Origin of the sequence: Nocardia sp. NPDC020380 (genome assembly GCF_044386975.1) — a bacterium.
Taxonomy (GTDB): domain Bacteria; phylum Actinomycetota; class Actinomycetes; order Mycobacteriales; family Mycobacteriaceae; genus Nocardia.
In genome coordinates, this window is sequence record NZ_JBIRVQ010000008.1 from 281,068 (window position 1) to 305,262 (window position 24,195).

The 24,195-nt window shown below is 68.2% G+C and carries 23 protein-coding genes and 1 tRNA gene; 11 read left to right on the plus strand and 13 right to left on the minus strand.

The window, feature by feature from the left end:
- The first annotated feature begins 308 nt into the window (after positions 1–308).
- Positions 309–1,130 carry a hypothetical protein gene (locus tag ACH438_RS23770; RefSeq protein ID WP_397008709.1) on the plus strand — a complete coding sequence of 274 codons (822 nt, stop codon included), beginning with the start codon at positions 309–311 and terminating at the stop codon, positions 1,128–1,130.
- Positions 1,127–1,564, plus strand: a complete 438-nt coding sequence (locus ACH438_RS23775) for a hypothetical protein (protein ID WP_397008711.1) — start codon at positions 1,127–1,129, stop codon at positions 1,562–1,564. The genes ACH438_RS23770 and ACH438_RS23775 overlap by 4 nt, the downstream gene beginning before the upstream one ends.
- A 13-nt stretch (positions 1,565–1,577) precedes the next feature.
- Here ACH438_RS23775 and ACH438_RS23780 read toward each other — a convergent pair whose 3' ends face one another.
- The gene (locus ACH438_RS23780; RefSeq protein WP_397008713.1) at positions 1,578–2,390 is read right to left on the minus strand and encodes an SAM-dependent methyltransferase; all 813 of its coding nucleotides are present in this window, start codon (positions 2,388–2,390) and stop codon (positions 1,578–1,580) included.
- Between the two features lie 106 nt (positions 2,391–2,496).
- Between ACH438_RS23780 and ACH438_RS23785 the strand changes: the two genes are divergently transcribed.
- The 4 genes from ACH438_RS23785 to ACH438_RS23800 all read left to right on the plus strand — a co-directional run bounded on the left by ACH438_RS23785 (position 2,497) and on the right by ACH438_RS23800 (position 7,235).
- Entirely contained in the window at positions 2,497–3,675 is a 1,179-nt protein-coding gene (locus ACH438_RS23785; protein ID WP_397008715.1) for a cytochrome P450, read from the plus strand.
- A gap of 326 nt (positions 3,676–4,001) precedes the next feature.
- Complete coding sequence (locus ACH438_RS23790) at positions 4,002–5,510, plus strand: condensation domain-containing protein (protein ID WP_397008717.1); 1,509 nt, start codon at positions 4,002–4,004, stop codon at positions 5,508–5,510.
- 3 nt (positions 5,511–5,513) lie between these two features.
- Entirely contained in the window at positions 5,514–5,744 is a 231-nt protein-coding gene (locus ACH438_RS23795) for a hypothetical protein (RefSeq protein ID WP_397008719.1), read from the plus strand.
- A 66-nt stretch (positions 5,745–5,810) separates the two neighbouring features.
- A complete protein-coding gene (locus ACH438_RS23800) occupies positions 5,811–7,235 on the plus strand; it encodes a sensor histidine kinase (RefSeq protein WP_397009154.1) in 1,425 nt (474 codons plus the stop codon).
- Here ACH438_RS23800 and ACH438_RS23805 read toward each other — a convergent pair.
- Positions 7,149–7,874 (minus strand): response regulator transcription factor, encoded by a 726-nt coding sequence (locus ACH438_RS23805; protein WP_397008721.1) that lies wholly within the window; start codon positions 7,872–7,874, stop codon positions 7,149–7,151. The two genes, ACH438_RS23800 and ACH438_RS23805, sit on opposite strands and share 87 nt — an antisense overlap.
- 89 nt (positions 7,875–7,963) lie before the next feature.
- Here ACH438_RS23805 and ACH438_RS23810 point away from each other — a divergent pair, with 89 nt between their 5' ends.
- A complete protein-coding gene (locus ACH438_RS23810; RefSeq protein WP_397008723.1) occupies positions 7,964–8,668 on the plus strand; it encodes a phosphatase PAP2 family protein in 705 nt (234 codons plus the stop codon).
- On the opposite strand, the gene ACH438_RS23815 is transcribed toward ACH438_RS23810, so the two are convergent.
- The 3 genes from ACH438_RS23815 to ACH438_RS23825 are packed head-to-tail and all read right to left on the minus strand — an operon-like array spanning position 8,616 to position 11,506.
- Positions 8,616–9,527 (minus strand): alpha/beta fold hydrolase, encoded by a 912-nt coding sequence (locus ACH438_RS23815; RefSeq protein ID WP_397008725.1) that lies wholly within the window; start codon positions 9,525–9,527, stop codon positions 8,616–8,618. The two genes, ACH438_RS23810 and ACH438_RS23815, sit on opposite strands and share 53 nt — an antisense overlap.
- A 42-nt stretch (positions 9,528–9,569) precedes the next feature.
- Entirely contained in the window at positions 9,570–10,649 is a 1,080-nt protein-coding gene (locus tag ACH438_RS23820; RefSeq protein ID WP_397008727.1) for an amidohydrolase family protein, read from the minus strand.
- A 2-nt stretch (positions 10,650–10,651) separates the two neighbouring features.
- On the minus strand, positions 10,652–11,506 hold the full coding sequence (locus tag ACH438_RS23825; protein ID WP_397008729.1) for an alpha/beta fold hydrolase: 855 nt from the start codon (positions 11,504–11,506) through the stop codon (positions 10,652–10,654).
- An 84-nt stretch (positions 11,507–11,590) separates the two neighbouring features.
- On the opposite strand from ACH438_RS23825, the gene ACH438_RS23830 reads away from it, so the two are divergent.
- The gene (locus tag ACH438_RS23830) at positions 11,591–12,169 is read left to right on the plus strand and encodes a TetR/AcrR family transcriptional regulator (RefSeq protein ID WP_397008731.1); all 579 of its coding nucleotides are present in this window, start codon (positions 11,591–11,593) and stop codon (positions 12,167–12,169) included.
- 30 nt (positions 12,170–12,199) lie between these two features.
- On the opposite strand, the gene ACH438_RS23835 is transcribed toward ACH438_RS23830, so the two are convergent.
- From ACH438_RS23835 to ACH438_RS23845, 3 genes are all read right to left on the minus strand, one after another.
- Entirely contained in the window at positions 12,200–13,645 is a 1,446-nt protein-coding gene (locus ACH438_RS23835) for an FtsW/RodA/SpoVE family cell cycle protein (protein ID WP_397008733.1), read from the minus strand.
- Positions 13,642–14,691 carry a hypothetical protein gene (locus tag ACH438_RS23840; RefSeq protein ID WP_397008735.1) on the minus strand — a complete coding sequence of 350 codons (1,050 nt, stop codon included), beginning with the start codon at positions 14,689–14,691 and terminating at the stop codon, positions 13,642–13,644. The genes ACH438_RS23835 and ACH438_RS23840 overlap by 4 nt, the downstream gene beginning before the upstream one ends.
- A gap of 70 nt (positions 14,692–14,761) precedes the next feature.
- Positions 14,762–15,124: an ArsR/SmtB family transcription factor gene (locus tag ACH438_RS23845; RefSeq protein WP_397008737.1), complete on the minus strand. Its 363-nt coding sequence runs from the start codon at positions 15,122–15,124 to the stop codon at positions 14,762–14,764.
- 111 nt (positions 15,125–15,235) lie between these two features.
- Between ACH438_RS23845 and ACH438_RS23850 the strand changes: the two genes are divergently transcribed.
- Together ACH438_RS23850 and ACH438_RS23855 are read left to right on the plus strand one after the other, a co-directional pair.
- Positions 15,236–17,236 (plus strand): heavy metal translocating P-type ATPase, encoded by a 2,001-nt coding sequence (locus ACH438_RS23850; RefSeq protein ID WP_397008739.1) that lies wholly within the window; start codon positions 15,236–15,238, stop codon positions 17,234–17,236.
- 124 nt (positions 17,237–17,360) lie between these two features.
- Positions 17,361–18,191: a DUF2254 family protein gene (locus ACH438_RS23855; protein ID WP_397008741.1), complete on the plus strand. Its 831-nt coding sequence runs from the start codon at positions 17,361–17,363 to the stop codon at positions 18,189–18,191.
- Here ACH438_RS23855 and ACH438_RS23860 read toward each other — a convergent pair.
- The 4 genes from ACH438_RS23860 to ACH438_RS23875 are packed head-to-tail and all read right to left on the minus strand — an operon-like array spanning position 18,145 to position 23,013.
- Positions 18,145–20,370, minus strand: a complete 2,226-nt coding sequence (locus ACH438_RS23860) for a hypothetical protein (protein WP_397008743.1) — start codon at positions 20,368–20,370, stop codon at positions 18,145–18,147. The genes ACH438_RS23855 and ACH438_RS23860 overlap by 47 nt on opposite strands.
- Positions 20,367–21,644 (minus strand): hypothetical protein, encoded by a 1,278-nt coding sequence (locus ACH438_RS23865; protein WP_397008745.1) that lies wholly within the window; start codon positions 21,642–21,644, stop codon positions 20,367–20,369. The genes ACH438_RS23860 and ACH438_RS23865 overlap by 4 nt, the downstream gene beginning before the upstream one ends.
- 1 nt (position 21,645) lies before the next feature.
- Positions 21,646–21,792 (minus strand): hypothetical protein, encoded by a 147-nt coding sequence (locus ACH438_RS23870; protein WP_397008747.1) that lies wholly within the window; start codon positions 21,790–21,792, stop codon positions 21,646–21,648.
- 6 nt (positions 21,793–21,798) lie between these two features.
- Positions 21,799–23,013 (minus strand): protein kinase, encoded by a 1,215-nt coding sequence (locus ACH438_RS23875; protein ID WP_397008749.1) that lies wholly within the window; start codon positions 23,011–23,013, stop codon positions 21,799–21,801.
- 174 nt (positions 23,014–23,187) lie between these two features.
- Here ACH438_RS23875 and ACH438_RS23880 point away from each other — a divergent pair.
- Positions 23,188–23,263: transfer RNA gene (locus tag ACH438_RS23880), tRNA-Ala, on the plus strand.
- 192 nt (positions 23,264–23,455) lie between these two features.
- On the opposite strand, the gene ACH438_RS23885 is transcribed toward ACH438_RS23880, so the two are convergent.
- Positions 23,456–23,902: an excisionase family DNA-binding protein gene (locus ACH438_RS23885; protein ID WP_397008751.1), complete on the minus strand. Its 447-nt coding sequence runs from the start codon at positions 23,900–23,902 to the stop codon at positions 23,456–23,458.
- Positions 23,903–24,195: the final 293 nt, after the last annotated feature.

Sequence of the window (24,195 nt, forward strand, 5' to 3'; positions counted from 1 at the left end):
TCGGCCTCCTGGAAACGGTCGGTGCGCCGGTCGGCGCCATGGCACAGGCTAACCCGGAACGCCGCGGCCCGTCCCGCCCGGCCTCATCGGAAATGAGGAGTTATGTGTGATTTGTCGGTATTTATGAAAATCCTTCCGCTGCAAGGAAATTCGGCCACGGTTTTAGACCGCTCGGTACTGGTAGGGACTTAGGTAACCGATTCAGCGGAATTCATTGCTCCAAAATCCGGTGGCTGACAGGATGATTTTCGCGTGACGAGCCCGGGCTCGAGGGGCCGCCATTCGTCTGCCATTTCAGGAGTTCGAGCATGTCGACTGGGCCCATTGCGGATCTGGTGCGATTGCCGGCATTCGCCGGCGAATCCGCCCGGGAATTCGTCCGTGAATTGGCCCGGGCGGCGGCCACCTCGTGCACCGGCGTACTGCGCGTCACCGGGGAACCCGGCGGCACAGTGCATTTGGTGGACGGTTTGATCGTCATGGTCGAATCACCCGGCGCTCCCGGTGTGCGAGAACTGCTTTCGCGCCCCGGCCGCACCCTGCACGGCGCCGCGGAATTGCGCGTCGTCACCATGATGGCCGCCCTGGACAGCGCCTTCGCCATCGGCGCGGGCTGGATCGAAGGCTGTCAGCGCTACGACCAGGTACCGGAACCGGTCGCCCCGCTGCCCGGCATCGACCCCGGCTGGCTCCTGCTCGAAACCGACCGGCGACTCCGCGCCATCGACCACGGCGGAGTCTCCCCGCACCGAAGCCACCTGATCCTCACCGACACCGGCCGCGCCCTGCTGAGCGGTCGGGGCATCGGTGAGCGGCAGCAGATCCTGCTCTGGGTGAACGGCCGCCGCAGCTGTCGCGATATCGCAATGCTGTTGTGCCGCAGCCTGTATGCGGTGACCGTCGAGGTCTCCCGGATGCTCGGCCAGGATCTGGTCCGGATCGCGCCAGTGGTGCGCGAGCCGCCGCGCGAGTCCGAACCCTCGCGCGGCGGCACGGTCCGGTCACTACTGCCGCGCCGGCGGCGCGGAGCCAGCGGCATCAACGACGCGCTCCCCCCGCGTCCGCCGCAGCCTCCGCCCGCCGAGATTCCTTCCGTCGCCCCCCTGCGGAAATCAGAAAGGACACAATGAATCCCACTACCGGAACGTCGCCCGGAAATCTCAGCGACCGCATCAACTCGCTCGTGAAATACCTGCGCTCCGAAGTACCCGAATGCATCGCGGCCGGCGCCATCGATATGGCCACCGGCATGCTGCTCGCGGTCGAAACCATCGACAATCATCCGCAGGAAGTATTGGACCTGCTCGCCGCCGCCACCCTCGAACTCTTCCAGGGCCGCACCGTGACGATGATCGAGGAGATCTGGAAGGAACGCCGCGGCGTCCACACCGACCGGCATTACTTCCAGGAGATTCTCGTCAACAGCGACAATCTCACCCACTTGTTCATTCGCACCGAGAGCCGCGACGATGTGGTCGCGGTGGTCGTCTGCCGCAAATCCGTCAATGTCGGAATGCTTTTCGCACAGGCCCGGCGCGTGCTGAAAGATATCGGCCCGCTCTGAAGCTCGTTCCCGATCAGGGAACGCGCGCCACCGCGCCGAGCATTGCAACCGCCTCGGCGCGGGGGTGCGGGCGATATTCCTCCGGCCGCCACGCCGTCACCGATGTGATGCCGGGCGCGACCATGGTGCAGCCGGTGAAGAACCGCGCGAACTCCGCCGTGGAACGCAATTGGAACGGCACGCCGCTGCGCTCGTTGGCCTCATCGGTGCGGGCCACGTCCATCTCGTCCATGTAGTCGTTGGTCGCGTGCGACATGACCAGGTAACTGCCGGACGGCAAGCCCTCGACCAGCTGCCGGACCAGATCGAACGGCTGCTGATCGTCGGGGAAGAAATGCAGCACGGCCACCAGCATGAGCGCCACCGGCTGTGTCATGTCCAGGGTGGCGAGCAGGTCCGGGTGGGTGAGGATGCGCTGCGGATCGCGGAGGTCGGCATCCATGTAGGCGGTGGCGCCCTCGGGGGAGCTGTTGAGCAGATCGCGCGAGTGGACCAGCACGATGGGGTCGTTGTCCACGTAGACGATGCGCGATTCGGGGGCGATGTCCTGCGCGATCTCGTGCACATTGCCCGCCGTGGGCAGGCCGCTGCCGATATCCAGGAACTGCCGGATCCCGGCCTCGGCGGTCAGATACCGCGTCACCCGGCGCAGGAAATTGCGGTTCTCGACCGCGGCCATCCGGATCGTGGGAAAGGCCTCGGCGACGGCGTCCGCCGATTCCCGATCGGCCGGGAAGTTGTCCTTGCCACCGAGCCAGTAGTCGTATCGACGGGCCGGATGCGGCTTACCGGTATCCACCCGCTCCGCCGCGGACTCCGAGTTCACAACGCCCCCAATCCCTTTCGACTATTGTCGGTTGCTGTCAGCTAGAGTTGCGAGCGGATAGCGGCCGGTGTGCCGCGACTGCTCGCATCGTCCCGGAAGGCGTGTCATGCAGTTGCGCTATAGCCCATACGATTTCGATGTCCATGCCGATCCGTATCCCTACTATGCCAGGCTGCGCGATGAGGCCCCGGTCTACCGGAACGACACCGACGACTTCTGGGCGCTCTCGCGACACGCCGACGTGCTCGCCGCGCTCCGCGATTCCGACCGTTTCTCCAGCGTAAACGGGTTGCGCATGGAACCGGCGTTCTGGGGCCCGCAGGCCGAGCGTTTCTTCTCCTTCGTGGCCATGGACCCGCCCAAGCACACCCGCCTGCGGGGACTCGTCACCCGCGCCTTCACCGCCCATCGGGTGCAGGGGCTGGAGCCCCGGCTGCGCGATATTGCCCGCGGGCTGCTGGAGCCACTGCTGGCGCGTGGCAGCTTCGATCTCATGGCCGAGTTCGCCGGGCCCTTCCCGACCGATGTGATCTCCGAACTGGTCGGCGTGCCCGAGAGCGACCGCGAGATGATCCGCAAACTCGGCATGGAGATCATGTACACCGAGGAGGAATCCACCGATCTGCGGCCCGAGGCCATGCAGGCCATCGGCGCCCTGGTCGGCTACTACACCGAACTCACCATCGCCCGCGCGCAGAGCCCGCAGGAGGATCTGCTCTCCGGACTGCTCGGCGCGGCCGACGGCGACGACCGCCTCACCCCCGAGGAGATCGTCGGCGTGCTCATCCTGCTGGTCGGCGCCGGCATCGAGACCGCCATGCTGACCTTCGGCAATGCCTGGAACGCCGCCGCGCAGCACCCGGACGCGCGCCGGCAGGCCCTCGGCGGGCGCATCGACGACTGGATCGCCGAGGCCATGCGCTGGGATCCGTCCACCCAGTCCGCGCTGCGCACCACCACCGGCGAGCTCGAACTGCACGGCACCACGATTCCGGCCGGGGCGCGCATGCTGCTGCTCACCGGCTCGGCCAATCGCGATCCGGAGGTGTTCGCGAATCCCGAGAGCTTCGACCTGGACCGGGACACCTCGGCCTCGCTGGTCTTCGGCAGCGGGCGGCATCACTGCCTGGGCTCGAACCTGGCGCTGCTGGAACTGCGGGTCGCGCTGCAGGAAATCGCCGGGGCCGTGGCCGATTTCGAGGTCGACGCGGCGGCGGCCAAGCGGATCCACTCCTCCAACAACCGCGGCTTCGCAAGCTTGCCGACCACGGTCACGCTGCGCTGACGAGCTGAACCCGCGCCCGCTCGCTCGCAGACCGTCTCCACGCGCCGCTCGTGGACGGTGGCCACAGTGCGCCAGCGGCATGGATCCGGTTGCTGCCCCGGCGATTACCGGGGCGGCAATCCGGGGCCTGAACTGTCCTTTCCCGAATTGCCCGGCTGCCCGGACTTTCCGGGGCTTGACCGAACCCCTCGCGGGAGTGACTCCGCTCTCCTTTCTCCGGTCGCGGAATTGCCAACCCGTTGCTACGGTGTGCGCGATCGTCGTCCGCAGCGCTGCCGGATCCATTGGGGCGGCGTGGTGTCGGGTGGCAGCTGAAAGGACGCGCCATGGTCGTGCCCATTGCCGCCTGGACCGCTCCGATCGAGCGGCGAAAGCCCGCTGACCAGACGGATTTCCTGCAGATAGTCACCGAGCCGGCACCTTTGCGGCGCATGTCCAGGCGACCCCGTATACCCCTCGCGCCCGCCCAGGAGCGCGTGTGGCATGCGGCGGCCGGCGGCTACTCCGCTGACTGGAATGTTGCTCGCGCGTTTCGAATTCGCGGCACGGTGGTGAACATTGCGGCGCTCACGGCCGCCATCGACGATGTGGTACGGCGGCACGCGCCACTGCGCACTTGCTATCCGGCCACCCCCGACGGGCCCATCCAGGTGGTCGTGGACGCCGATTTCGCGCGCGCCGACGTGCGCGTGGTGGACAGCTTCGCGGGCGAACTCGGCGAGCGCATCGCCGAATTCAGCGGCCGCGCCTTCGATCTCGCCACCGATCTGCCGCTGCGCGCCCGCGTCTACCGACTCGGCACCCGGGACGTGGTGCTGGCCCTGGTCGTCCACCACATCTCGCTGGACGGTCAATCCATCCGGCCGTTCATGCGCGATCTCATGACCGCCTACCTGGCCCGCGCCCAGCGGCAGGCGCCCGCCTTCGCCCCGCTGCCGGTCGACTACATCGACTACACGCTGTGGAAACACGAGTTTCTGGGCGCCTACGACGATCCGTGCAGCCGGGCCAGCACCCAATTGCGGTACTGGGCCAATAATCTGGTCGGACGGCCCACCCCGCTCGAATTCCCTTGCGACCCAGCATCGTCCGGTCGTTCCCCGGGGCACTACGTCGATGCCACCGGCGACAGCATCCCCGTGCGTTTCGACGCCGCCGTGCACCGCGGACTGCTCGTGCGGGCCCGGCAGGCGGGTGCGAGCCCGTTCATGGTGCTGCAGGCCGCCTTCGCCATCAGCGTGGCTACCTTCGCCGCCGCGGCCGACGTGACCGTGGCGACCGCGGTCTCGGGTCGTGACGATCCGCTGCTGGCCGATCTGGTCGGCAATCTGGCCGACGATGTGCTCATGCGCATCCGCCTGGACCGCGCCGGCGATATGGCCGATCTGCTCGAACAGGTGCGCCGCGTCGCGCTGGCGGCCTTCGCCAACCCCGACACCTCGAATCCGCGCCTGCAGCGCTGCCTCCCACAGGATCCCGGTCATCCGCTGTTTCAGGCCACCCTGATCCTGCAGCGCGACGACGCCGTACCCGCCGCCGACACCGGCGTGTCCGGTCTTGCGATCACCGCGATTCCTACCGGTGTCATCCGGGCCAAACACGATCTGGAGTTCAGCCTCGCCGAGCACTACGACCACACCGGCGCACCCACCGGGATCGACGGGCCTTTCCTGTACCCGACCGCGCGTTTCACCCGCGACACCGCCGAACGTTTCGTCGCGAAGTTCCGCGCCACGGTCGAGCTGATCGCGGGTGGATACGCAGGTCCGGTGGCCGCGCTGCTGGACGGCGCGTCGTGCCGCCGGGTGCGTCGCCCGAGCCGTTCACGTGGTTGATACATGATTCACAGCTGGAGAGGGTATTTTCCTTTCGTGGTTTTGGCTATAGCGCAGGATCCTGAGAAACGCGACCGGATTGAAGTCGTACGCGCGCTGGCGCATCGGGTCGGTGACGGCGTGTTCGACGTGGTCCATCCCTGGGCCGGACAAGCGACCGTTCCGGTGATGATGCTAATCCCGCTGCTGATCGTGCTGGCAGCGTGGCTGGTCGGACGTCACCTGCGGGTCTGACAGCCCGACGGGGGCACCGCCGGGGGATTGGCCCATGATGAGGGCGTGAATCGATTCCTGGCGTGGATGCGGCTCTCGCGGTGGGGGCTGCGTCTTTCGCATTGGGGTCCTTCCTACTGGGGGCTGCGGATACGATCCGCGATCGTCGCCGCACTGACCGTGGGGGCGGTACTACTCGTCGCGGCGGCGGCCATGTTGCTACTGCTGCATCGATCACTGCTGCGTGAGGTCGACACCGCCGCCGCCACCCGGGCCGATGCCATCGCCAGCGAACTGAGCCGCAGTACGGCCGCGGCCGTCCCGGCCGCGCTGCTGACGCCCGCGGGACAGGTCACCGTGGTTCAGGTGCTCGACCCCGAGGGGCGGATCGTGCGCTCCTCCGGCCCGGAACCCGATGTGCCGCTGCTGATTCCGGACACCGTGACCGGCTCGATCGATGCGGGGCGGGCACGCAACGGTTATGACGAGGACCTGCGGGTGTCCGCACGCATCGTCGCCACCGCGCAGGGCCGGTACCTGGTGCTGGTGGCGGCCGACAGCGAATCCTCCGAACACGCGGTGACGCGCGCCGCGGCGCTGGTCGCCGTGGGCGGGCCGATCGTGGCCGTCGCGGCGGCGCTGGCGACATATCTGCTGGTCGGGCGGTCGCTGCGTTCGGTCGAGGAGATCCGCAGCCGGGTGGCCGGGATCAGCGCGGCCCGGCTCTCCGAACGGGTGCCGGTGCCGGTGGCCCGCGACGAGATCGCCCGGCTGGCCGAGACCATGAACGATATGCTCGCCCGCATCGAGGCCGGGCACGCGGCGCAACGCCGGTTCGTCGGCGACGCCTCGCACGAACTGCGCTCCCCGCTGACCGCCGTCACCGCCGCCCTGGAACTGGCCCGCGACCGGCCCGAGACCCTGGACGCGGAACTCATCGACGGCACCCTGCTGCCGGAGGCCGAGCGCATGCGGCAGCTCATCGAAGACCTGCTCACCCTCGCCAAGGCCGACGAGAACGGGCTCGAATTACGCACCGGCGACGTGGATCTCGACGATCTGGCCGGAGCCGCGGCCGGTGCGCTGCGGGCGCGCGGTGACCGCACCGTGCGCACCGACATCCATCCGGCGCGGGTCGTCGGTGACAGCGTCACCCTGGCGCGCGCACTGCGCAATATCGTCGACAATGCCGCCGCGCACGCCCGCACGACGGTCGCGATCACGTCGTCCGGGAACGGATCCCGCGCCCGGGTCACGGTCGACGACGACGGCCCGGGCATTCCGGTGGCCGATCGGGAGCGGGTGTTCGGGCGCTTCGTGCGCCTGGAGGCCGACCGGGCCCGCGCCACCGGCGGTTCCGGACTCGGGCTGGCCATTGTCGCGGAAATTGCCGGGGCGCACGGCGGTTCGGTGACGGTCGCCGAATCACCCTTGGGTGGAGCGCGTTTCGTTCTCGACCTGCCCGTCACCGGTCCCGGCGGCATCGATCAGCCGATAGCCGACGCCCCGTAGCGTCTCGATGCTGTTGCGGCCGAACGGCGTATCGATCTTCTTGCGCAGATAGCCGACGTACACCTCGACCACGTTCTCCGGGCCGTCGTAGTGCGCGTCCCACACATTCCGCAGGATCTCGACCTTGGTCAGGGCCAGGCCCCGGTGCCGCAACAGGAATTCGAGCAGGCCGAATTCGCGCGGGGTCAGGGTGAGCGCGGTGGCGCCGCGGTGCACCGTGCGGCGGGCCGGATCCAGCACCAGATCGCCGGCGCTGAGCAGGGCCGGCTGCTGCGGCGCGGCCCGGCGGCGCAGCAGGGCGCGCAGCCGGGCGATGAGCACCACGAACGAGAAGGGCTTGGTGAGGTAGTCGTCGGCGCCCAGATCCAGGGCGTCGGCCTGCTCGTAATCGCCGTCCTTGGCGGTGAGCATGAGCACCGGCGTGGTCACGTCGCGGGCGCGTAGGCGGCGCAGCACCTCGTAGCCGCTCAGCTCCGGCAGCATGATGTCGAGCACGATCACATCGAAGGTCTCCTCGAGCGCCCGCCACAGTCCGTCCGCGCCCGTGTGCGCGAGCTGGACCACGAATCCCTCCAGCTCGAGGCCCCGCCGCAGGGTGTGGGCCAGCCGTTCCTCGTCCTCGACCACCAGCACTCGCACCGGTCCAGCATGCCGTAACCGGTCCGGGTGATCGCGGGCCGGGCGGGCTTCTCAACGTTCTCTCAGCGTGGTTGTGTCAGGGTCGGAGCATGGTGTCCACTCTCCCCGACGAACAGGAAAAAGCCACGAGCGAGCGGCAGCCGCGATCTCCGGAGCTCTCCGTACCCGGCGTCCTGACAACGCTGGTCCTCGCCGCGGCCGTCATCGTGCTCACCGCCGTGGTGGTGTGGCACGGCGGTCCGGTCGGACCGGACGCCTCGTGGCTGCACTGGTTCATCGACCACCGCACGCCGGCGTGGACGACTGTGGCCGAGACGATCAGCGCCATGGGCGACACCACCACGGTCGGCATTGTGGCGGTGGTGCTGATCGCGGTGCTGGCCTGGCGGCGGCGCTGGGAGGCCGCGGCCCTGCTCACGGTGACCATGGGTGGTGCGGGGGCGCTGATCGTGGTGGGCAAACAGCTGGTCGGGCGGGATCGGCCGCCGGTGATCGACCATCTGGTGGTCGAGACCAATCAGTCGTATCCCTCGGGACATGCGCTCGGCTCGACCGTGCTGGCCGGTGTGCTGGTCGCTCTGATACTGCCCTTGCTACGCCTCGTCTTTCGCGTGGCCGTGATCACGCTCGCCGCCTGCTTCGTGCTGGCGGTCGGCGTCTCCCGGCTCTACCTCGGCGTGCACTGGTCCAGCGATGTCCTGGCCGGATTCCTCTTCGGTGGCTGCTGGCTCGCCCTCTGCCTCACCCTCCGGCCGTATCTGAACCGGTTGATTGCGCTGCGTGCCGCTGAATGACCTCGTAGACGCGTTTGGGTTCTTCGATCTGCGGATAGTGGCCCAGGCCGGGCAGGCGGGTCAGCTCGGCCCGGGGGCGCAGTTTCAGTACCGCTTGCAGCACGGCCTCGGTGCAGATGGGATCGTCTCCGGCCCAGCCCAATTCGAGCCGGCCCGGCCAGTCGCGCAATGCGTGGTGCCAGCGGTCGGAGGTCGGCGGGGTGACGCGCTCGTGGTTGTAGTAGATGAGCTTGTCCAGCATGCGGTGGCCGTCGTTGCAGGCGAGTAGCGACCACTGGTCCGCGGCCTCGTCGGCGCTGAGCGGGTGTGCGGCGGAGAAGATTCCGCCGAAGGTGCGGCGGTAGGCGGCTTCGCCGGTCAGCCGGGTGAGGATCGGGCCGACGCGGCTCAGCAGCAGTTTCTGGCCGAGCAGCAGGCTGGCCTGTTCGCGAACCATGCTGGCGTTGAACAACAGTGCCGATCGCAGGGTGAAGGACAAGGTTCCGTCGAGATCGCGGGCGAGGATCTCGGTCGCGACGGAACTGCCCATATCGTGCGACACCATGACCACCGGCTCGCTCGCGTACCGTCGCGCCAGTTCCTCGGCGATGTCGGCCTGTATCCGCAGCGAGTACTGCACCTCGCGTGGCTTGTCGGACAGGCCGTAGCCGAGGAAGTCGAAGGTGAGCAGGCGGTGGCCGTCGAGCAGGTCGAAGGAATCCCGCCAGTCGTAGGAGCTGGACGGGTAGCCGTGCAGCAGGAGCACCGGCGGGAGATCCGGATCGCCCGCGCGCTCGCGCACGAAGATCCGATGACCTCCCACCTGCTCATAGGTGCCCGATCGCTGCCAGGTGGCGACCCGTGGGGTCAGCTTTGCCATATCGCCACCGTAACAAATTGCACTGATGATGCAAATAGTTGATCAGCTCGCCGGGAGCGGCTGCTCGACTCCCGCGCACCAGACGGTACGGATCGCGCGGGTTGCGGTGATATCGCTGGTCGGATCACCCTCCACCAGAACGAGATCCGCGCGCAGGCCGGGCGCGATGGCGCCGCGATCGGTCAGGCCGAAGTACTCGGCGGGCAGGATGGTGGCGGCATTGAGGGCGGCGACGGGCGAGAGACCGGCCTTGACCAGGAGTTCCAGCTCGTGATGCAGGCTGGCGCCGTAGGCCGGGCAGAACGGAATGCCCGGCGTCGCATTGGCATCCGTGCCGGCCAGGACGGGAACGCCCGCCGTGTGCAGGGCGCCGGTGCTCTCCAGTGCGGCCGCGAACGCCTCGCCGATACCCCTGGCCTCCGCGATGCCCTCCATCATCGTCAAGGTGGGCACCACGATTCGGGCCTCGGCGGCCAGGCGCTCGACATCGTGCTTCGTCAGGACCGCGCCGAGCGGGATGTGGGTGATGATGTCCACGCCCGCGTCGAGCGCCATGGCGTACGCGCCGGGGGCTGCCGCGTGCGCGATGACCAGCAGGTTCTGTGCATGTGCCGCGGCCACAACGGCTTTCGCGCTCGCTGCGTCCGGGCCGCCCTCGCCCGGCGCCTCCAGCACCAGCTTGAGATAGTCCGAGCCGTCGGCGATGCGCTGCGCCACCGCGGCTTCGGCCTGCTCGGGGCCGTGGATGACGGTGGAGGCGTCGAGGACCTGCGCGTGCAGTCCGCCGCCGCCGATCACCGGATTGCCGGCGCTGCGGATATCGGTGGCGCCCCGGGCATTCCGGCTCGCGCGCGCGAGATCGGGCGCGGCGGCCATATCGAGCCCGGTGGTGACGCCGTATGCCGCCAGCTGCCGCGGGGTGTCCGCGTCGTTCAGATGGAAGTGCGCATCGATGAATCCGGGCAGCAGGGTCGCGCCCCGGCCGTCGACAATGGTCGCGCCGGTCGCATCGGCGCCGATGACCGAGCCGTCGATGACGACCGTGGTGGGTGCGGTCAGCTTCTCGCCGTCGAAGACTCGGACATCGGTCAGTGCGATACGCGCGTTCGAGGTTGCAGTCACCCCTACAGCTTGCTCTCGTTCCCCGGCGCGGGCACCGAAGTCGACGCGACGAACGGTGTCACCAGGTCCAGGAATTTCTCGGGCTCACTGGCGAACACGACATGTCCGGTGGGCAGGGTGCGGAAGACGGCGTGCGGCAGCCGCTTGCGGACCAGATGGCCGTAGGGGAGGGCGGCCACGATGTCCCGGCTGCCCCAGACGATGAGGGTCGGCGTGCGCAGTTCGGCCGCGCGGGGGTTCAGATCCGCGGCCGGGGTGGTGAAGCTGCGCCACAGCGCGGTGGCGACGGCGGTGCCCTCGGCGGTCCGGGCGCGGGCGCTCACGCGGTCGGAAATGGCGCGGTCGTGGGCATTCCGCGGCTGCATGTAGCCGCGGACCAGCGCCGGCAGCACGCGGCGGCTGATCGCCGGATTGCCCATCAGGCGGAAGACGCCCCGGGTGATCGGGTTGAGCGGTGCGAAACCGCCGGTGTTCACCAGGACCAGTCCCGCGACCCGGTCCGGCCGGTTCAGCGCGAGCCGGGTGGCGGCGAAGCCGCCCACCGAATTGCCGATCAGCACAGCGGGTTCCAGGTCGAGGCCGTCGACGATGTCCTCGAGGGTATCGGCGAGCAGGGGCGCGGTGACCTCGGCCGGTGCGCCCGAATCGGCGCGGGGTGTCTCGGAGTTGCCGTGTCCGGGCCAGTCGATCGCGATGACCCGATGCTGTTCGGCCAGTGGCCCGATGAGCGGGTCGAAGTCGTGGCTGTCGTGCAGGTTGGCGTGCAGCAGCAGGATGGGCCGTCCGGTTCCGGTGTCCCGGTAGGAGACTCGGCCGCCGCGGGTTGCTATCGAACCGTCCATTGCGGTTCCCTTCATGATTGCAAGGACCATGATTTCATTGACCATCCGGTCGGTCAATGAAACGATACATCGAATCCACAATCGTGGGAAGGAGTTTCGATGCCGGCATCACCGGTCCGCGGCACCCAGCGCGCCGCGGCGGCCGCACGGACCCGGGAAGCGCTCATCGCCGCCGGTTTCCGGCTGGCCGAGGACACCCCATTGCAGAAGCTCAGCGCGAACGTGGTGGTGGCGGAGGCGGGAGTGTCGAAGGGCACCTTCTTCCACCATTTCCCCACGCGCGCGGACTATCTCGTCGCCCTGCACGCGAGCTTCCACGACCGGCTGGAACAGGAGATCACCGAGGCCATCGGCGCCCTGCCGCCGGGCACGGACCGCTTGATCGAAGGCTCGGCCGTCTATCTGGATGTGTGCCTGCGGGATCGGGGCGTGCGCGCGCTGCTGGCCGAGGCGCGCGCCGAACCCGGCGTGGTGGCCGCCGCGCAACAGCGTTCGGAGCAGACCGCCGAACTCTGCGTGGCCGACTTCGAGCAGCTGGCCGCGACCCAGCCGCGCGAGAGCGCGCGACTATGGGTGCGGCTGGTCGCCGAGGTAGCCCTGCTGGAGGTCGCCGCGGGCGGCCGCGTGGACACGCTCCGCATCGCGCTCACCGAGTTCGTGCGGCGACCGCAGCGCTGAACCCCGAAACCGGTAGCCGCAGCGCCCGATTCACTTCCCCCGGCGCGGTAGCAGGCGGCGCGAGACGTGCTCGGTCATGGCCTCGGCCAGCGGCGGCGCGGGCCGTGGCGGGGCGGCCGGGGCCGAGCGGGCATCGTGCGAAATGCGGATCAGCAGCGCCACGATCACATAGTTGGCCAGCAGCGACGAGCCGCCGTACGACATGAACGGCGTGGTGAGACCGGTCAGCGGAATGAGTTTCGTGACACCGCCGACCACCACGAACAGCTGCCAGCCGATCGAGAACGCCAGCCCGCCGCCGAGCAGCTTGCCGAAGGCGTCCCGGGTGGTCAGCGCGGCGCTGAAGCCGCGGATGGTGAGAATCGCGAACAGCGCCAGCACGGCGGCCAGGCCGAACAGGCCGAGTTCCTCGCCGATGGTGGAGATGATGAAGTCGGTCTTGGCGAACGGCACGTCCTGCGGTCGCCCGCCGCCGATGCCGGTGCCCAGCAGACCGCCGGTGCCCATACCGAACAGGCCCTGCGAGATCTGATATCCGGTCGTGTAATAGGTGGCGAACGGATCCCGCCACACCTCGACGCGCACCCGCACGTGCCCGAACAGTTCGTAGGCGATGATCGAGCCCACCGCGAACATGGCGAGCCCGATGAACAGCCAGCTCACGCGTCCGGTGGCGATGTACATCATGGCCAGCACGGTGCCGAAGACCAGCAGCGAGAAGCCCAGGTTCTTCTCGTAGACGAGCACTAGCACCGAGACGAAGGTGACCAGCAGCAGCGGTGCCAGGTCGCGTAAACGCGGAAAGGTTGTGCCGAGAAAGCGTTTGCCCGCGCTGGTGAACAGTTCGCGGTTCGCCACCAGGAAGGCGGCCACGAAGATGATGAGCAGCACCTTGGCGAATTCGCCCGGCTGAATCGAGAAGCCGCTGATGCGGATCCAGCTCTTACCGCCGTTGACCTCACTGAATCGGGAGGGCAGCAGGGCCGGGACCATCAGGGCGACCAGACCGGCGAGGCCACACGTGTAGCCGTAGCGCGCGGGCCGCGTGTGATCGGAGACCAGGATCAGCATGCCGATGAACAACGCCATGCCGAGCCCGGTCCACACCAGCTGATGGGCGGCGTCGGAGGACGGTGCGGCGGCGCCGGCATTGGCCGCGGTGGCGGCCTCGGCGCGATCGAGCCGATCGATGAGTACCAGCCCCAGGCCGTTCAGGAGGACCACGCAGGGCAGCATCACCGGATCCGCCGCGGGCGCCCAGCGTCGCACCGCGACGTGGGTGACCAGCACGAATGCCGTGAATACGCTCAGTGTCAGGGTGATATTGCCGTCGAAACCGGTGCCGGTGGCCGCGCCCATCGCCAGAAAGGCGAAACCCGTCAGGAACAGGGCCCCGACGCAGAGCAGCAGTTCCGCATTGCGCGGAACACGCCCACCCGACTTGGCCACCGGAGGGCTGTGCCGAAATGCGCTCACACCGAACAGTATCGCGTGCGGTACCGGATGAGGAGCCAAAGCAGTAGCGCTTCGGCTATGGCAGTGAACACGGTCAGGAACTGGCTGAAATAACTCGCCAGCACATTCACCACGGTCAGCGACAGGATGCTGGACCAGATTCCGAGCCGCACACCGATTTCGACGTGTCCGCGCAGCCAGGCGCCCGCACCGATCGCGCAGCCCAGCCCGACCAGTACCTCGGCGCCGGCGGCGATGGCCAAGCCCACCAAGGCTTTATCGCCGTGATGCTGATAGTGGTCGAGGAAGTGATTCAGGACCGGCCACGGTGACCTGCGGCCGGTGAACGCGACGATGGCGAGTACGAGCCGCAGCAGGGTCCAGAGGGCGTGGAAGATCAGCACGGTGATGAGCACGCCGGCCAGCGCGCGCCGCGGCAGCAGGTCGTCGAGGACCCGGTCGGCGACCGCGCGGAGGCGGGTCAGGCGGGAGGGGAGGGTGTCCTCGTGGGTGGTGCGCAGGTACGACTCGAGGGCGTCGTACAGCTGCACCCTGTCGGGGCTGAAGCCGCTGCGGTCCAGATTGTCGAGGCGGTTGAGCAGTTCGTTGCGCTGGTCCACGCGGATCGGCTTGCCGACGCTGAGCCCGACCTCCTCGGTGACGTCGGCGAGGATCAGCGCCGGCGGGCGCGGGCGGGAATGCGCGGCCCAGCGGGCGACCAGCACGATCAGCAGGAAGGCCAGGTAGATGATGGGCGCGGCGAGCGGGAAGAAGTAGTTGTTGTTGGTGGTGATGAACTTCCCGACCTCGTCGATGAACAGGCCGAGCCCGACGCCGGACAGCACGGCCGCGGTGGTGATGGTCCCGCGACTGGCGAACAGGAACATGATCAGGCACGAGATCACCAGCAGCAGACCGCCGAAGAGGGCGTGCGCGATGTGATAGGTGCTGCCGCCGATCTTGGGATACCCGGAGGCCATCAGGTACAGCCGGGTGATCACCACCGTCATGCCGAAGCAGACGGCCATGATCGTCACCAGTCGCCCGGACCCGGGCCGCCACCTCATCTTCGCTATGTGATCGCCGAACACGTCGTCCACCGTGACACACAACCCGGGTGACCGCCCAATGATCGGTTCAGCCTGCGGCGCCCGGCCGGTCCGAGAGTCCGAGGCGGAGATGCTCGCTGTGATAGATGGCCTCGTCGAGCAGCTGGGCGACGTGATTGTCGTAGAGGCTGTAGACGATGCTGCGGCCGGTGCGGGCGCCGACCACCAAGCCGAGATTTCGCAAGAGCCGCAACTGATGTGAGACCGCGGACTGTTCCATGCCGACGGCCGTGGCGAGCTCGGTGACGGGCAGCGGGCCCTGCCGCAGCTGGGTCAGGATGAGCAGCCGGCTGGGGGTGGCGAGGGCCTGCAGCGTGTTCGCGACATGGGCAGCGGCCTCCGCGTCCAGCTGCTTGACCGGGCGATCCCGGCCTTCCACGCCATGTCCCATAACCGTGGAGATTACCTTGAGCGGTGGTTCAGGTGAGATCTATGGATGAAGACATGTTCATATGTTCTGCTATTGTGGCCTGGATTCAACGGCTCGTTCCGGAGGTAGGTCATGGCTGTCCCGACGCTCGCACCGTCCCCCACGGCGGGGGTTCCGGTCGTACCCGCGCGCCGGACCGCACTGTTCGCGCTACCGGAAATGCGCTGGGCCGCAGTCGCACTGGGGTTGTTCCTGCTCGGGCTGGTGGCGCAGGTGGCGGGTACGCCGCACTGGCTGTGGTGGGCGCTGTACCTGGCCTGCTACGCGGCCGGCGGGTGGGAACCGGGCCTCGCCGGGCTGCAGGCTTTGCGGGAGAAGACCCTTGACGTGGACCTGCTCATGGTCGTCGCCGCGGTCGGCGCGGCCGCGATCGGGCAGATCACCGATGGAGCCTTGCTCATCGTCATCTTCGCCACCTCCGGGGCGCTGGAGGCGCTGGCCACCGCACGCACCGAGGATTCCGTGCGCGGCCTGCTGGACCTGGCGCCGGATACCGCGATCCGGCTCACCGCCGACGGTTCCGAGGAAACGGTGCGCGCGGCCGATCTCGAGGTCGGTGATGTCCTGATGGTTCGCCCCGGGGAGCGAATCGCGGCCGACGCCACCGTGATCGACGGCGGCAGCGAGGTCGATCAGGCCACCATCACCGGTGAACCTCTGCCCGTGGACAAGACCGCCGGTGACGAGGTCTTCGCAGGAACCCTGAACGGCACCGGAGCCCTGCGTCTCCGCGTCGACCGCCGCGCCGAGGATTCGGTGGTCGCCCGCATCGCGGAATTGGTCGCACAGGCGAGCCGGACCAAGGCGCGCACACAGCTTTTCATCGAGAAGGTCGAACAGCGCTACTCGCTGGGCATGGTCGCGGCCACCCTCGCCGTCTTCCTGATCCCGCTGCTACTGGGCGATCCGCTGCAGCGGGCCCTGTTGCGCGCCATGACATTCATGATCGTCGCCTCACCCTGCGCAGTCGTCCTGGCCACCATGCCGCCCCTGCTGGCCGCCATCGCCAATGCCGGCCGCCACGGCGTGCTCGTCAAATCCGCCGTGGTCATGGAACAACTCGGCGCGACGACCCGCATCGCCTTCGACAAAACCGGCACCCTCACCCGCGGGACGCCCGAGCTGACCGAAGTCCGCTGCCTGGATGAAGAATTCACGGAGCAAGAGGTGCTGCGCGCGGCGGCAGCGGCGGAACACGGCAGTGAGCACCCCTTGGCCGCGGCCATCGTGCGCGCCGCGCGGGCCATGGACCTGGCGCTGCCCGCCGCTACCGAGTTCACGGCCCGGCCGGGGCGCGGCGTCAGCGCGCGCATCGATGGCCGGACGGTCCAGGTCGGATCGCCGACGGCGCTGCTCCCGGCCATCCATCACGATGCGGCAGCGGCGAATTCGCACGGGCTCACCGATGTCGGCGCGGCGGCGTGGGTGTCGGTGGACGAGTTGCAGCGGAAGGGACTCACCGCGGTCGTCGTCCTGGTCGAGGGGCGGCCGGTTGGTGTGCCGGCAATCGGTGATCAGCTGCGCTCGGAGGCCGCGACGGCTGTCGGCTTCGCGGAGCGGATCACCGGCGCTGCACCGGTTCTCGTGACCGGCGACAGTGCGCATGCCGCCGCCCGGCTCGCCGCTCAGGTCGGTATCACCGGGGTGTATGCCGGGCTGCTGCCCGAGGGCAAGGTCGGCGTGGTCCGGGAACTGCAGGCGGGCGGCGGGCGGATCGCGTTCGTCGGTGACGGGATCAATGACGCGCCTGCGCTGGCGGCCGCCGACAGTGGAATCGCCATGGGCGGGGCTGGGTCCGACTTGACGATGCAGACCGCGGACGCCGTGGTGGTGCGGGACGATCTGACTGCCGTACCCGCTGTGATCGCGTTGTCGCGGCGGGCACGGCGAGTGGTGGTGGCGAATCTCATCATCGCGGCGACTTTCATTGCGGCGCTGGTGGTCTGGGATCTGGCGGGGACGTTGCCGTTGCCGTTGGGGGTGGCCGGGCACGAGGGGTCGACCGTGATCGTCGGGCTGAACGGGTTGCGGTTGTTGCGGCGGGCGGCGTGGCAGCAGGCCGGGCGGGTGTGAGCATCGGTCGTACTGCGTACAACCGGGCGGGCTAGACTCGTCGCACGTCCGGGAGGGATTCCGGGCCGGTGCGCCGGGAAGTCTGGTCGGCAGTAATGCTGATCGACCTCAGGAGGCGTACGCCGTGGCCGGGATTGTGCTGGAATCCGATCGCCGCCGGGAGGCTTTGCGGACCAATCTGTGGTTCATGCCGACGGTGGAAGTGCTGGCGGCGGTGGGACTGTTCGTCGTCACCGATGCGCTGGATCGCGCGGTGTATCACGGGGAGCTGGGGATACCGAACTGGGTGACCTTCGGGACGCCGGATTCGGCGCGGCAGGTGCTCACCGCGATCGCGGCGGCCATCATCACGGTGGTGGGCGTGGTCTTCTCGATCACGATCGTGGCCTTGACGCTGGCGTCCACGCAGTTCGGGCCGCGCATGCTGCGGACCTTCATCCGGGATCGGGGTACGCAGGTCACGCTGGGGACCTTCGTGGCGAGTTTCGTGTACGCGACGGCCGCGCTGGTGTCGATCGGATCGGAGTTCGTGCCGCACATCTCGATCACGGTGTCGATCGCGTCGATGGTGCTGGATCTGGCGGTGCTGATCTTCTTCATCAATCACATCGCCAATGCGATCCAGTTGCCGAATGTGATCGCGGAGATCGCCGGTGAGGTGTCGGTGGCCATCGAATCGCAGCGGGACCGCGGGCCGGTGGACGCGCAGTTCGGGCCGTCCGCGGAGGAACTGCTGGCGCAGCTGACGACCGGCGGTGGGGAAGTGCGGGTGACGGCAGCTGATCGATGCCGAACGAGATGTCCTGGGTCTCGAGGACGTGCTGCGTCGCTACGAGGCATTGGCCGGTCCGCAGGACGCGCTGCCGGCGGAACCGCGGGTGGCTCCGGCGCCCCAGCCGACACCGGCGTCAGCGCCAGAACTGCCAGCTGCGGCGGGTGTCGTCGATGCGGGTGAGGGGGCGCAGGCGGTCGGGGAGAGCGGCTTTCGCGTCCAGGGCGAGCAGGGGCGCGATGGTCTGCGGCAGGTCGAGGCGGGTGCGCAGCCAGAGCCAGCCATTGTCGAGGGCGGTGACGAGACCGTCCGGATCGAGGCCGAGGGCGGCAACGGCGCGCAACAGCGTGTGGTGGTCGAGGTCCCACTGCTGGGCGCAGGCGGTGACCAGATCGGGTAGCCGATCCTCGGGGGCGACGGCGAGCATCCGGTGCAGAATCGCGGCGCCGGAGGCGGTGCGGGCGGCCTCGGCCAGGCGCGCCACCACGAATTCGAGATCGGAACGCATTGCCGCGGCGAAGATTTCGCTGTTCTCCTCGATGGTCAGCGGATCGTCGGCGGCGAGTTCGAGGAGGTGGGTCACCTCTTCGCGGGTCCAGCCGCCTTGCCGGCCTTTGCGGAAACCCTTGCGGGGCAGGCGTAGTCCATTGCGCCGGGCATCCTCGTCGGCGGCCGCGGCGTCGAGGACCACCAGATTCTCGATGGGTTCGGGCAGGCGCAGGGCCTTGCGGAGTTCCCGCCAGGCGGGGCGCAGCGCCTCCACCAGTTCGGCGGGGCCGGAGCGGGTGATGGTGACGGCGCGCATGAGTTCGGCGCCGCTGACCGCGGGATAGCGGGTGCATTCGGCGATCAGCTCCGGCAGCCGGTCGGCGGGCGCGCAGCTCATGATCTGTTCCAGCGCGTAGCGGTCGTGGCTGCCGAGGCAGATATTGACGACGAGTTGCGCGACGATCGGCAGGTTCGCGTACATGGCGTTGTGCAGCAGCCGGCTGCTGCCGGTATGCACGCCGCGGTCGTCGAGTTCGGCGCTGAGGGTCGCGTAGACCAGGGCCCGGTCGCGCGAGCCGACCGCGAATTCGCGCAGGGCTCGATGTCGTTTCAGGTAGTCGGCGACGGTGCCGCGGGCGACGGAATCGCCGGTCTCCCAGGTCTGCTGGACGCGGGGCCAGACGATCTCGGCATCACCCGAGGCGAGCTGGCCGCCGTCGAGGCGGCGCCAGGCGTCGGTGATCAGGACCTCGGTGAGGTCGAAGCCGAGCTGCCGCGCGACCTGGGTGGTGCGGTCGCGGCCGCGGGTGTCGGTCAGGATGCGGTCGATGAGCGCCTGCTCGAAGGCGGCTCGTGCGCTCGGCCTATGGTCTATGCGCGCGAGAGCCCTTGCGATGCTGGGCTTCTGGACGGCCAGCCGGATGGCGCGGTCGGCCACGGCCGTCCCGTTGAACCAGGCCGGATCGAGTTCCGGATCAGTGATGACGGTGGCCAGCTGGGTGTCGTCGAGCTGCGCGGGTTGCAGGGAGCGCAGGTGCCGGTGGTAGCACCATTCGCTGATCGCCTGCGCGGAGTCGAGTGAATCCGGCAGGGCCACACCGAGTTTGCGGTTCTCCACAATGGCGTGGCCGAGGTCGAGGAAGGCTTCGGGGAGGTCCGCGCTGCGGCTCTCGGGGGTGATGACGCAGCGGTCGGCGGGTATGGCGGGCTGCCCGTCGCCGATCACGGCGGTGATGGCGGGCGCCCCGGCGGACAGTGGCCGGTTGGTGGTGAAGGTCAGGTCCCACAGGGTTTTTCGGGGCAGCATCCCGTACAGGGTGCGCAGCATGGTGACGGCGTCTTCGAGGTCCGCCGCCCGCAGTACCAGTCCCGGCCCCTGCCCGCCGAGATAGGCGAGGACGGCGCCGAGCAGGACGGGCAGCCAGGGCTCGTCGAGGCAGCTGTCGACCGCCGCGCTGAGCTCCGGGCCCTCTGGCGGGGCGGACAGCGGCGGCCACTGATCGGTCGGGTAGAACGAATCATCCAGTGTGGTGCGGAAATTCGCGGAGTGATAGAGCCGCAGTGCGGTGGCGCCGTCGAGTAGTCCGCGTTCGCCCGCCACCAGGTGTGCCACGCAGGTGCCTGGCCGGGCATTGGACGGGGTCTTCATGGCGGCCACGGCCACGCCGCGGATGATGCTGAACTCGAGGACGAACGGGTCGCGGGTGGGCGGCATGCCGTTCTCGGTCAGGGATATCAGCGGCCCGAGTTCGCGGGTGGTGAATCCCAGTGCGGGGGGCCAGTTTCCGGAGTGCGCGACCACGCCCACGCCGGTGCCGGAGGATTCCAGGGTGACCACCGACCACCCGCACAACAACTGCGGAAATTCGGTCATCGATCGGCCCACAGTTCGTCGAAGAGGTCGAGCATGAAGATCATCGGGTCGACGGCCGCGTACGGCTTGAACACCGGATAGGAGTTGTCGCTGCGCTTCCCGCAGCCGACGGCGGACACCGGGAAGTACCGGTTCCACGGGAAGTGGATGGACAGCGTGGAGTCCACGGCCGGGAAGAGTTTGCGCACCAGGCTTCGGGTGGCGTCGGAGCGGTAGTCGATCTGGGCGCGCTGGTACAGGTTTCCGCCGCCATTGCTGCTGAACGGGGTGTCGGCCCAGTCGGCGGGCGGGGCGACGATGCCGGTCTCGGGCAGGTTGATCAGGGACAGCAGATCGGATTTGGCGACGATGGTCGAGACGTGCAGGCGCGGCGGTTCGATCGGCAGGTGGAGGGGATAGGCATTGGCCTCGCGCCAGAGTTTGGCGATCTGGTCGATCATCATGTTGGTGCGGCCGACGGTCTGTGAATGCTCGACGGCATTGTGCAGGCTGTCCTCGTTGGCGGCATTGGCGTGCTGCTGCATGATGGCCAGGTACTGCTTGTTCAGGGTCGAGGGCACCACGAACCAGATGAAGTCGGCGACCGCGAGGTGCGGGCTGACCTTGGCGGCGATCTCGGCGTCGGCCACGTCCTCACCGGCTACGTCGACGAAGGCGAGATTCACCGTGCGCCTGGTGCTCAGCGAGGTGACCTTCACGACGATGGGGGTGCGCGGCTGCCAGCCGCTCCAGGCGTGCGCCTGGCCCGGGACGCCGGGCGCGCGTTGCGTCTGGACGCCGGGCAGCTGCCGGACCGGCGGCGCCGGAATGCGCTGTCCCTGGGGACGATTCATGCCGGGCGCGCCGATGGCGCTGTCCATGGTCTGCCTCTGATTGCCGGCGTAGCCGCGTTTCTGCGTGTAGCCGATGGCCTGCCGGTTGCTGAGCTGATTCTCCAGGGCGGCAAGCATTTTCGTCGACTTGCGGGACGGGATGATGGACCATTCGCGGGCCAGCACCGGATCGTTCATGATCGAGTACAGCATCGAGGCGATGAGATGCGTTTTGGACGAGGCGGATTCGCCGACGAAGCCGATCACCCGGGTCGGGTAGTCGAGCATCTCCTCGTCGATCTCGCAGCCGTTGGGGCAGCGCCGGTCGACCTTGTTCGAGTAGTCGGCGACGCGGGTGGCGAAGGCGCCGTTCTGCTGCCGCAGCACCCACACCCAGGAGCGGCGGGAACGGTCGAATTTGAACTCGGCCAGGCAGTTCAGGCAGATGATGCGCACGGTCACCTCACGCCAGCACGGTGTAGGTCAGCCAGACCACGGTGCACACGAAGCCCGCCGCGCCGAGCCCGGCCGCCACCCGCAGCCAGTGCCACGCGCGCGATCCCGCGTACACGTACTGCTGCCAGGCCAGGCCCGCCCGTTGGTGTTTCATGAGACCTCACAGATGGTTGAAGACCGTCACCACGAGCCAGGTGAACAGCAGGAAGACGAGGAATCCGGCGGCGATCCCGGCCAGTACGGCGCCGGCCAGCACGCCGCCGACGTAGCGAGGGTCGTCCCGGCTGAGGCCGGCCAGCACCCGCTGCCGGAATTCGAGGGTGGGGCGCACGAAGATGCCCCACCAGGCGGTGGCGGGCATATCGACCGGGAGCGGTTCGGCTGTGCGCGTGGGGATATTGCCGTGCGTGAGCATGCTGGTGTGGGCCGGGCCGACGGCTTGGGGGACGCGTTCGGTGCGTTGAATGCGTTCGGTCTGTTCGGTGGCCGGGGTGCGCGCGGTCTGTGGGGCGTGCGCTGCTTGTGGAATGCGCTCGGCCTGCGGAACTCGTTGGGGCTCTGGGGCGCGTTCGGGTTGCGGGGCGCGTTCCTGGCGGCGGACGGGTGTGGTGATGGCCTGCCGGAAGAAGTGCTGGAATTCGGTGGCGGACTGGTAGCGCCCGCGCGGGTCCTGGGCGAGGGCCTTGTCCAGCACGGCTTTCAGCGGTGGTGGCAGCGGGTCGGGCGCATACGCGTGTTCGAGCACTTCGGTGCACACCACGGCGAACGAATACACATCGCTGAGCTGAGTGAACTTTCCGTACCGCAGGTATTCCGGTGCGGCATAAGGCTGTGTGCCCAGCGCGTGGTGTTCGCGGGTGAGCCGGTTGAAGTTCTCCCGCATTTCGATGGCGATCCCGAAATCGGCGAGCTTGGCGCTGCCGTCGCGGCAGATCATGATGTTCTCGGGTTTGATATCCCGGTGCACGATCTCTTTCGAGTGCGCGTAGGTGAGTCCGTCCAGCGCGTCGGCCAGTATCCGCAGCAGCGGTGGCGCGTACCAGTTCTCGGGTGACCGCATGTGCTGCCGGAGATTTTCGCCCAGTATGAATTCCATCACCAGGAACGGTGACCGGCGTCCGTTCTCCACGAAAACCCCGGCGTCGTGCACCATCACGATGCGCGGACTGTTCATCCGGGCGGCGATGAGCGCCTCCCGCTCGAACCGTTCCTGTGACCGCAACTCGTCCTGCTCGAGGGTGGGCAGACTGCCGGCGTCCAGCACCTTGACGGCAACCTGCCGCCGCAGCCGCCGGTCCCAGGCCTCCCAGACCTCGGCCATACCCCCCTTGCCGACGAGTTCACGCAACTCATACCGGCCATTGATCAGCCTCAATTGCGATCGATCCCTTCAAGCCAGGCAACGTCTTACAGATCCGCCCACCCCGCCCCGCCACGAACCATGCCCGAGTCTACGCGCGCCCCACCATGCCTTTCCCTTGCGATTTGCTTAACAACCACCCCCATGTGTACCTTCTCCCAGGCGATCGCTGACACCGACCGCACATCCGGGGCTATGGCGCAGCTGGTAGCGCACCACACTGGCAGTGTGGGGGTCAGGGGTTCGAGTCCCCTTAGCTCCACCAATCGTGCCATTGCACGAACCGACTCCATTGGGGGCTGGTACCGCACAAGCGGTACCAGCCCCAATGTCGTTAACGATCGGTATCGCCACAAGAGCGCACCCCAGGGAAAATTGTCTTGTCCCTGGGGCTTTGGATATGGTCGTGGCGGTGCGCGAAACGCGCCCACGCCTGTCGTCGTCGGGGCGTGGCTCGCTACGCCTGCTGCTCTACTCGGCTGATACCGATGACCTCGGCCGACCACCTCGATCCCGCCACTGAGCGCGGTTCGTCTGGGACATCGTCGTAGAGTCCTAGATCCTCGGAAATCCTTGTCAGTTCTGACAATCCGGCGGCCCGCTCGGCACGCCGAAACTCCCGAAAGGCGAGTACGTCGGTCAGCCGCACGCGCCGATGCCGACCCGGCCGGGTGAACGGGATCGCACGCGAATCCAACAGCTTCACCAACGTCGGCCTGCTCATGCCGAGCAACTCGGCCGCCTCCTGCGTCGTCAGTGTGGTGTGCAACGGCGCCACCGTCACAGCCTTACCCTCCGACAACGCTTGAGCTACCAATCGCAGAGCCTCGACCACCTCGGCAGGCAGCGCGACGACGTCCCCTTCGGAAGACCGCACAATAGAGGCTTCGACAGTGTCCGGCATGGCGTCGAGAAACCTCTGTAGCGCGGCAAGCTGGTCCGGATGCGCCGACGAGGGTGGTGAGCATCAGCCACCACGGTGACAGGATCGCGCTCAGCAGGGCGCTGAGCAGGATGAGTGCGCCGGCCAGGGCCGGAACCAGCCGGGTGATGGTCCAATCCGTGCGGGCGGGGCGGGTAGTGCCATCGGAGGGAATCTCTTCGGTGTGGTCCCGGCCACGGTGTGCCCGAGGTTTCCGGAACCTCGGTCCCAAGGCGGTGGCATGTGCGCGTCGGCGAATCGGTCGGTGCATGTCT

Excerpts from the sequence above, each read along its gene's own strand:
- ACH438_RS23825 (WP_397008729.1), bottom strand. The coding sequence starts at position 11,506 with ATGAAGGGAACCGCAATGGACGGTTCGATAGCAACCCGCGGCGGCCGA.
- ACH438_RS23860 (WP_397008743.1), bottom strand. The coding sequence starts at position 20,370 with ATGACCGAATTTCCGCAGTTGTTGTGCGGGTGGTCGGTGGTCACCCTG.
- ACH438_RS23870 (WP_397008747.1), bottom strand. The coding sequence starts at position 21,792 with ATGAAACACCAACGGGCGGGCCTGGCCTGGCAGCAGTACGTGTACGCG.
- ACH438_RS23830 (WP_397008731.1), top strand. The coding sequence starts at position 11,591 with ATGCCGGCATCACCGGTCCGCGGCACCCAGCGCGCCGCGGCGGCCGCA.
- ACH438_RS23885 (WP_397008751.1), bottom strand. The coding sequence starts at position 23,902 with ATGCCGGACACTGTCGAAGCCTCTATTGTGCGGTCTTCCGAAGGGGAC.
- ACH438_RS23785 (WP_397008715.1), top strand. The coding sequence starts at position 2,497 with ATGCAGTTGCGCTATAGCCCATACGATTTCGATGTCCATGCCGATCCG.
- ACH438_RS23800 (WP_397009154.1), top strand. The coding sequence starts at position 5,811 with ATGCGGCTCTCGCGGTGGGGGCTGCGTCTTTCGCATTGGGGTCCTTCC.
- ACH438_RS23850 (WP_397008739.1), top strand. The coding sequence starts at position 15,236 with ATGGCTGTCCCGACGCTCGCACCGTCCCCCACGGCGGGGGTTCCGGTC.
- ACH438_RS23790 (WP_397008717.1), top strand. The coding sequence starts at position 4,002 with ATGGTCGTGCCCATTGCCGCCTGGACCGCTCCGATCGAGCGGCGAAAG.
- ACH438_RS23840 (WP_397008735.1), bottom strand. The coding sequence starts at position 14,691 with ATGAGGTGGCGGCCCGGGTCCGGGCGACTGGTGACGATCATGGCCGTC.
- ACH438_RS23795 (WP_397008719.1), top strand. The coding sequence starts at position 5,514 with ATGATTCACAGCTGGAGAGGGTATTTTCCTTTCGTGGTTTTGGCTATA.
- ACH438_RS23845 (WP_397008737.1), bottom strand. The coding sequence starts at position 15,124 with ATGGGACATGGCGTGGAAGGCCGGGATCGCCCGGTCAAGCAGCTGGAC.
- ACH438_RS23815 (WP_397008725.1), bottom strand. The coding sequence starts at position 9,527 with ATGGCAAAGCTGACCCCACGGGTCGCCACCTGGCAGCGATCGGGCACC.
- ACH438_RS23775 (WP_397008711.1), top strand. The coding sequence starts at position 1,127 with ATGAATCCCACTACCGGAACGTCGCCCGGAAATCTCAGCGACCGCATC.
- ACH438_RS23770 (WP_397008709.1), top strand. The coding sequence starts at position 309 with ATGTCGACTGGGCCCATTGCGGATCTGGTGCGATTGCCGGCATTCGCC.
- ACH438_RS23810 (WP_397008723.1), top strand. The coding sequence starts at position 7,964 with ATGGTGTCCACTCTCCCCGACGAACAGGAAAAAGCCACGAGCGAGCGG.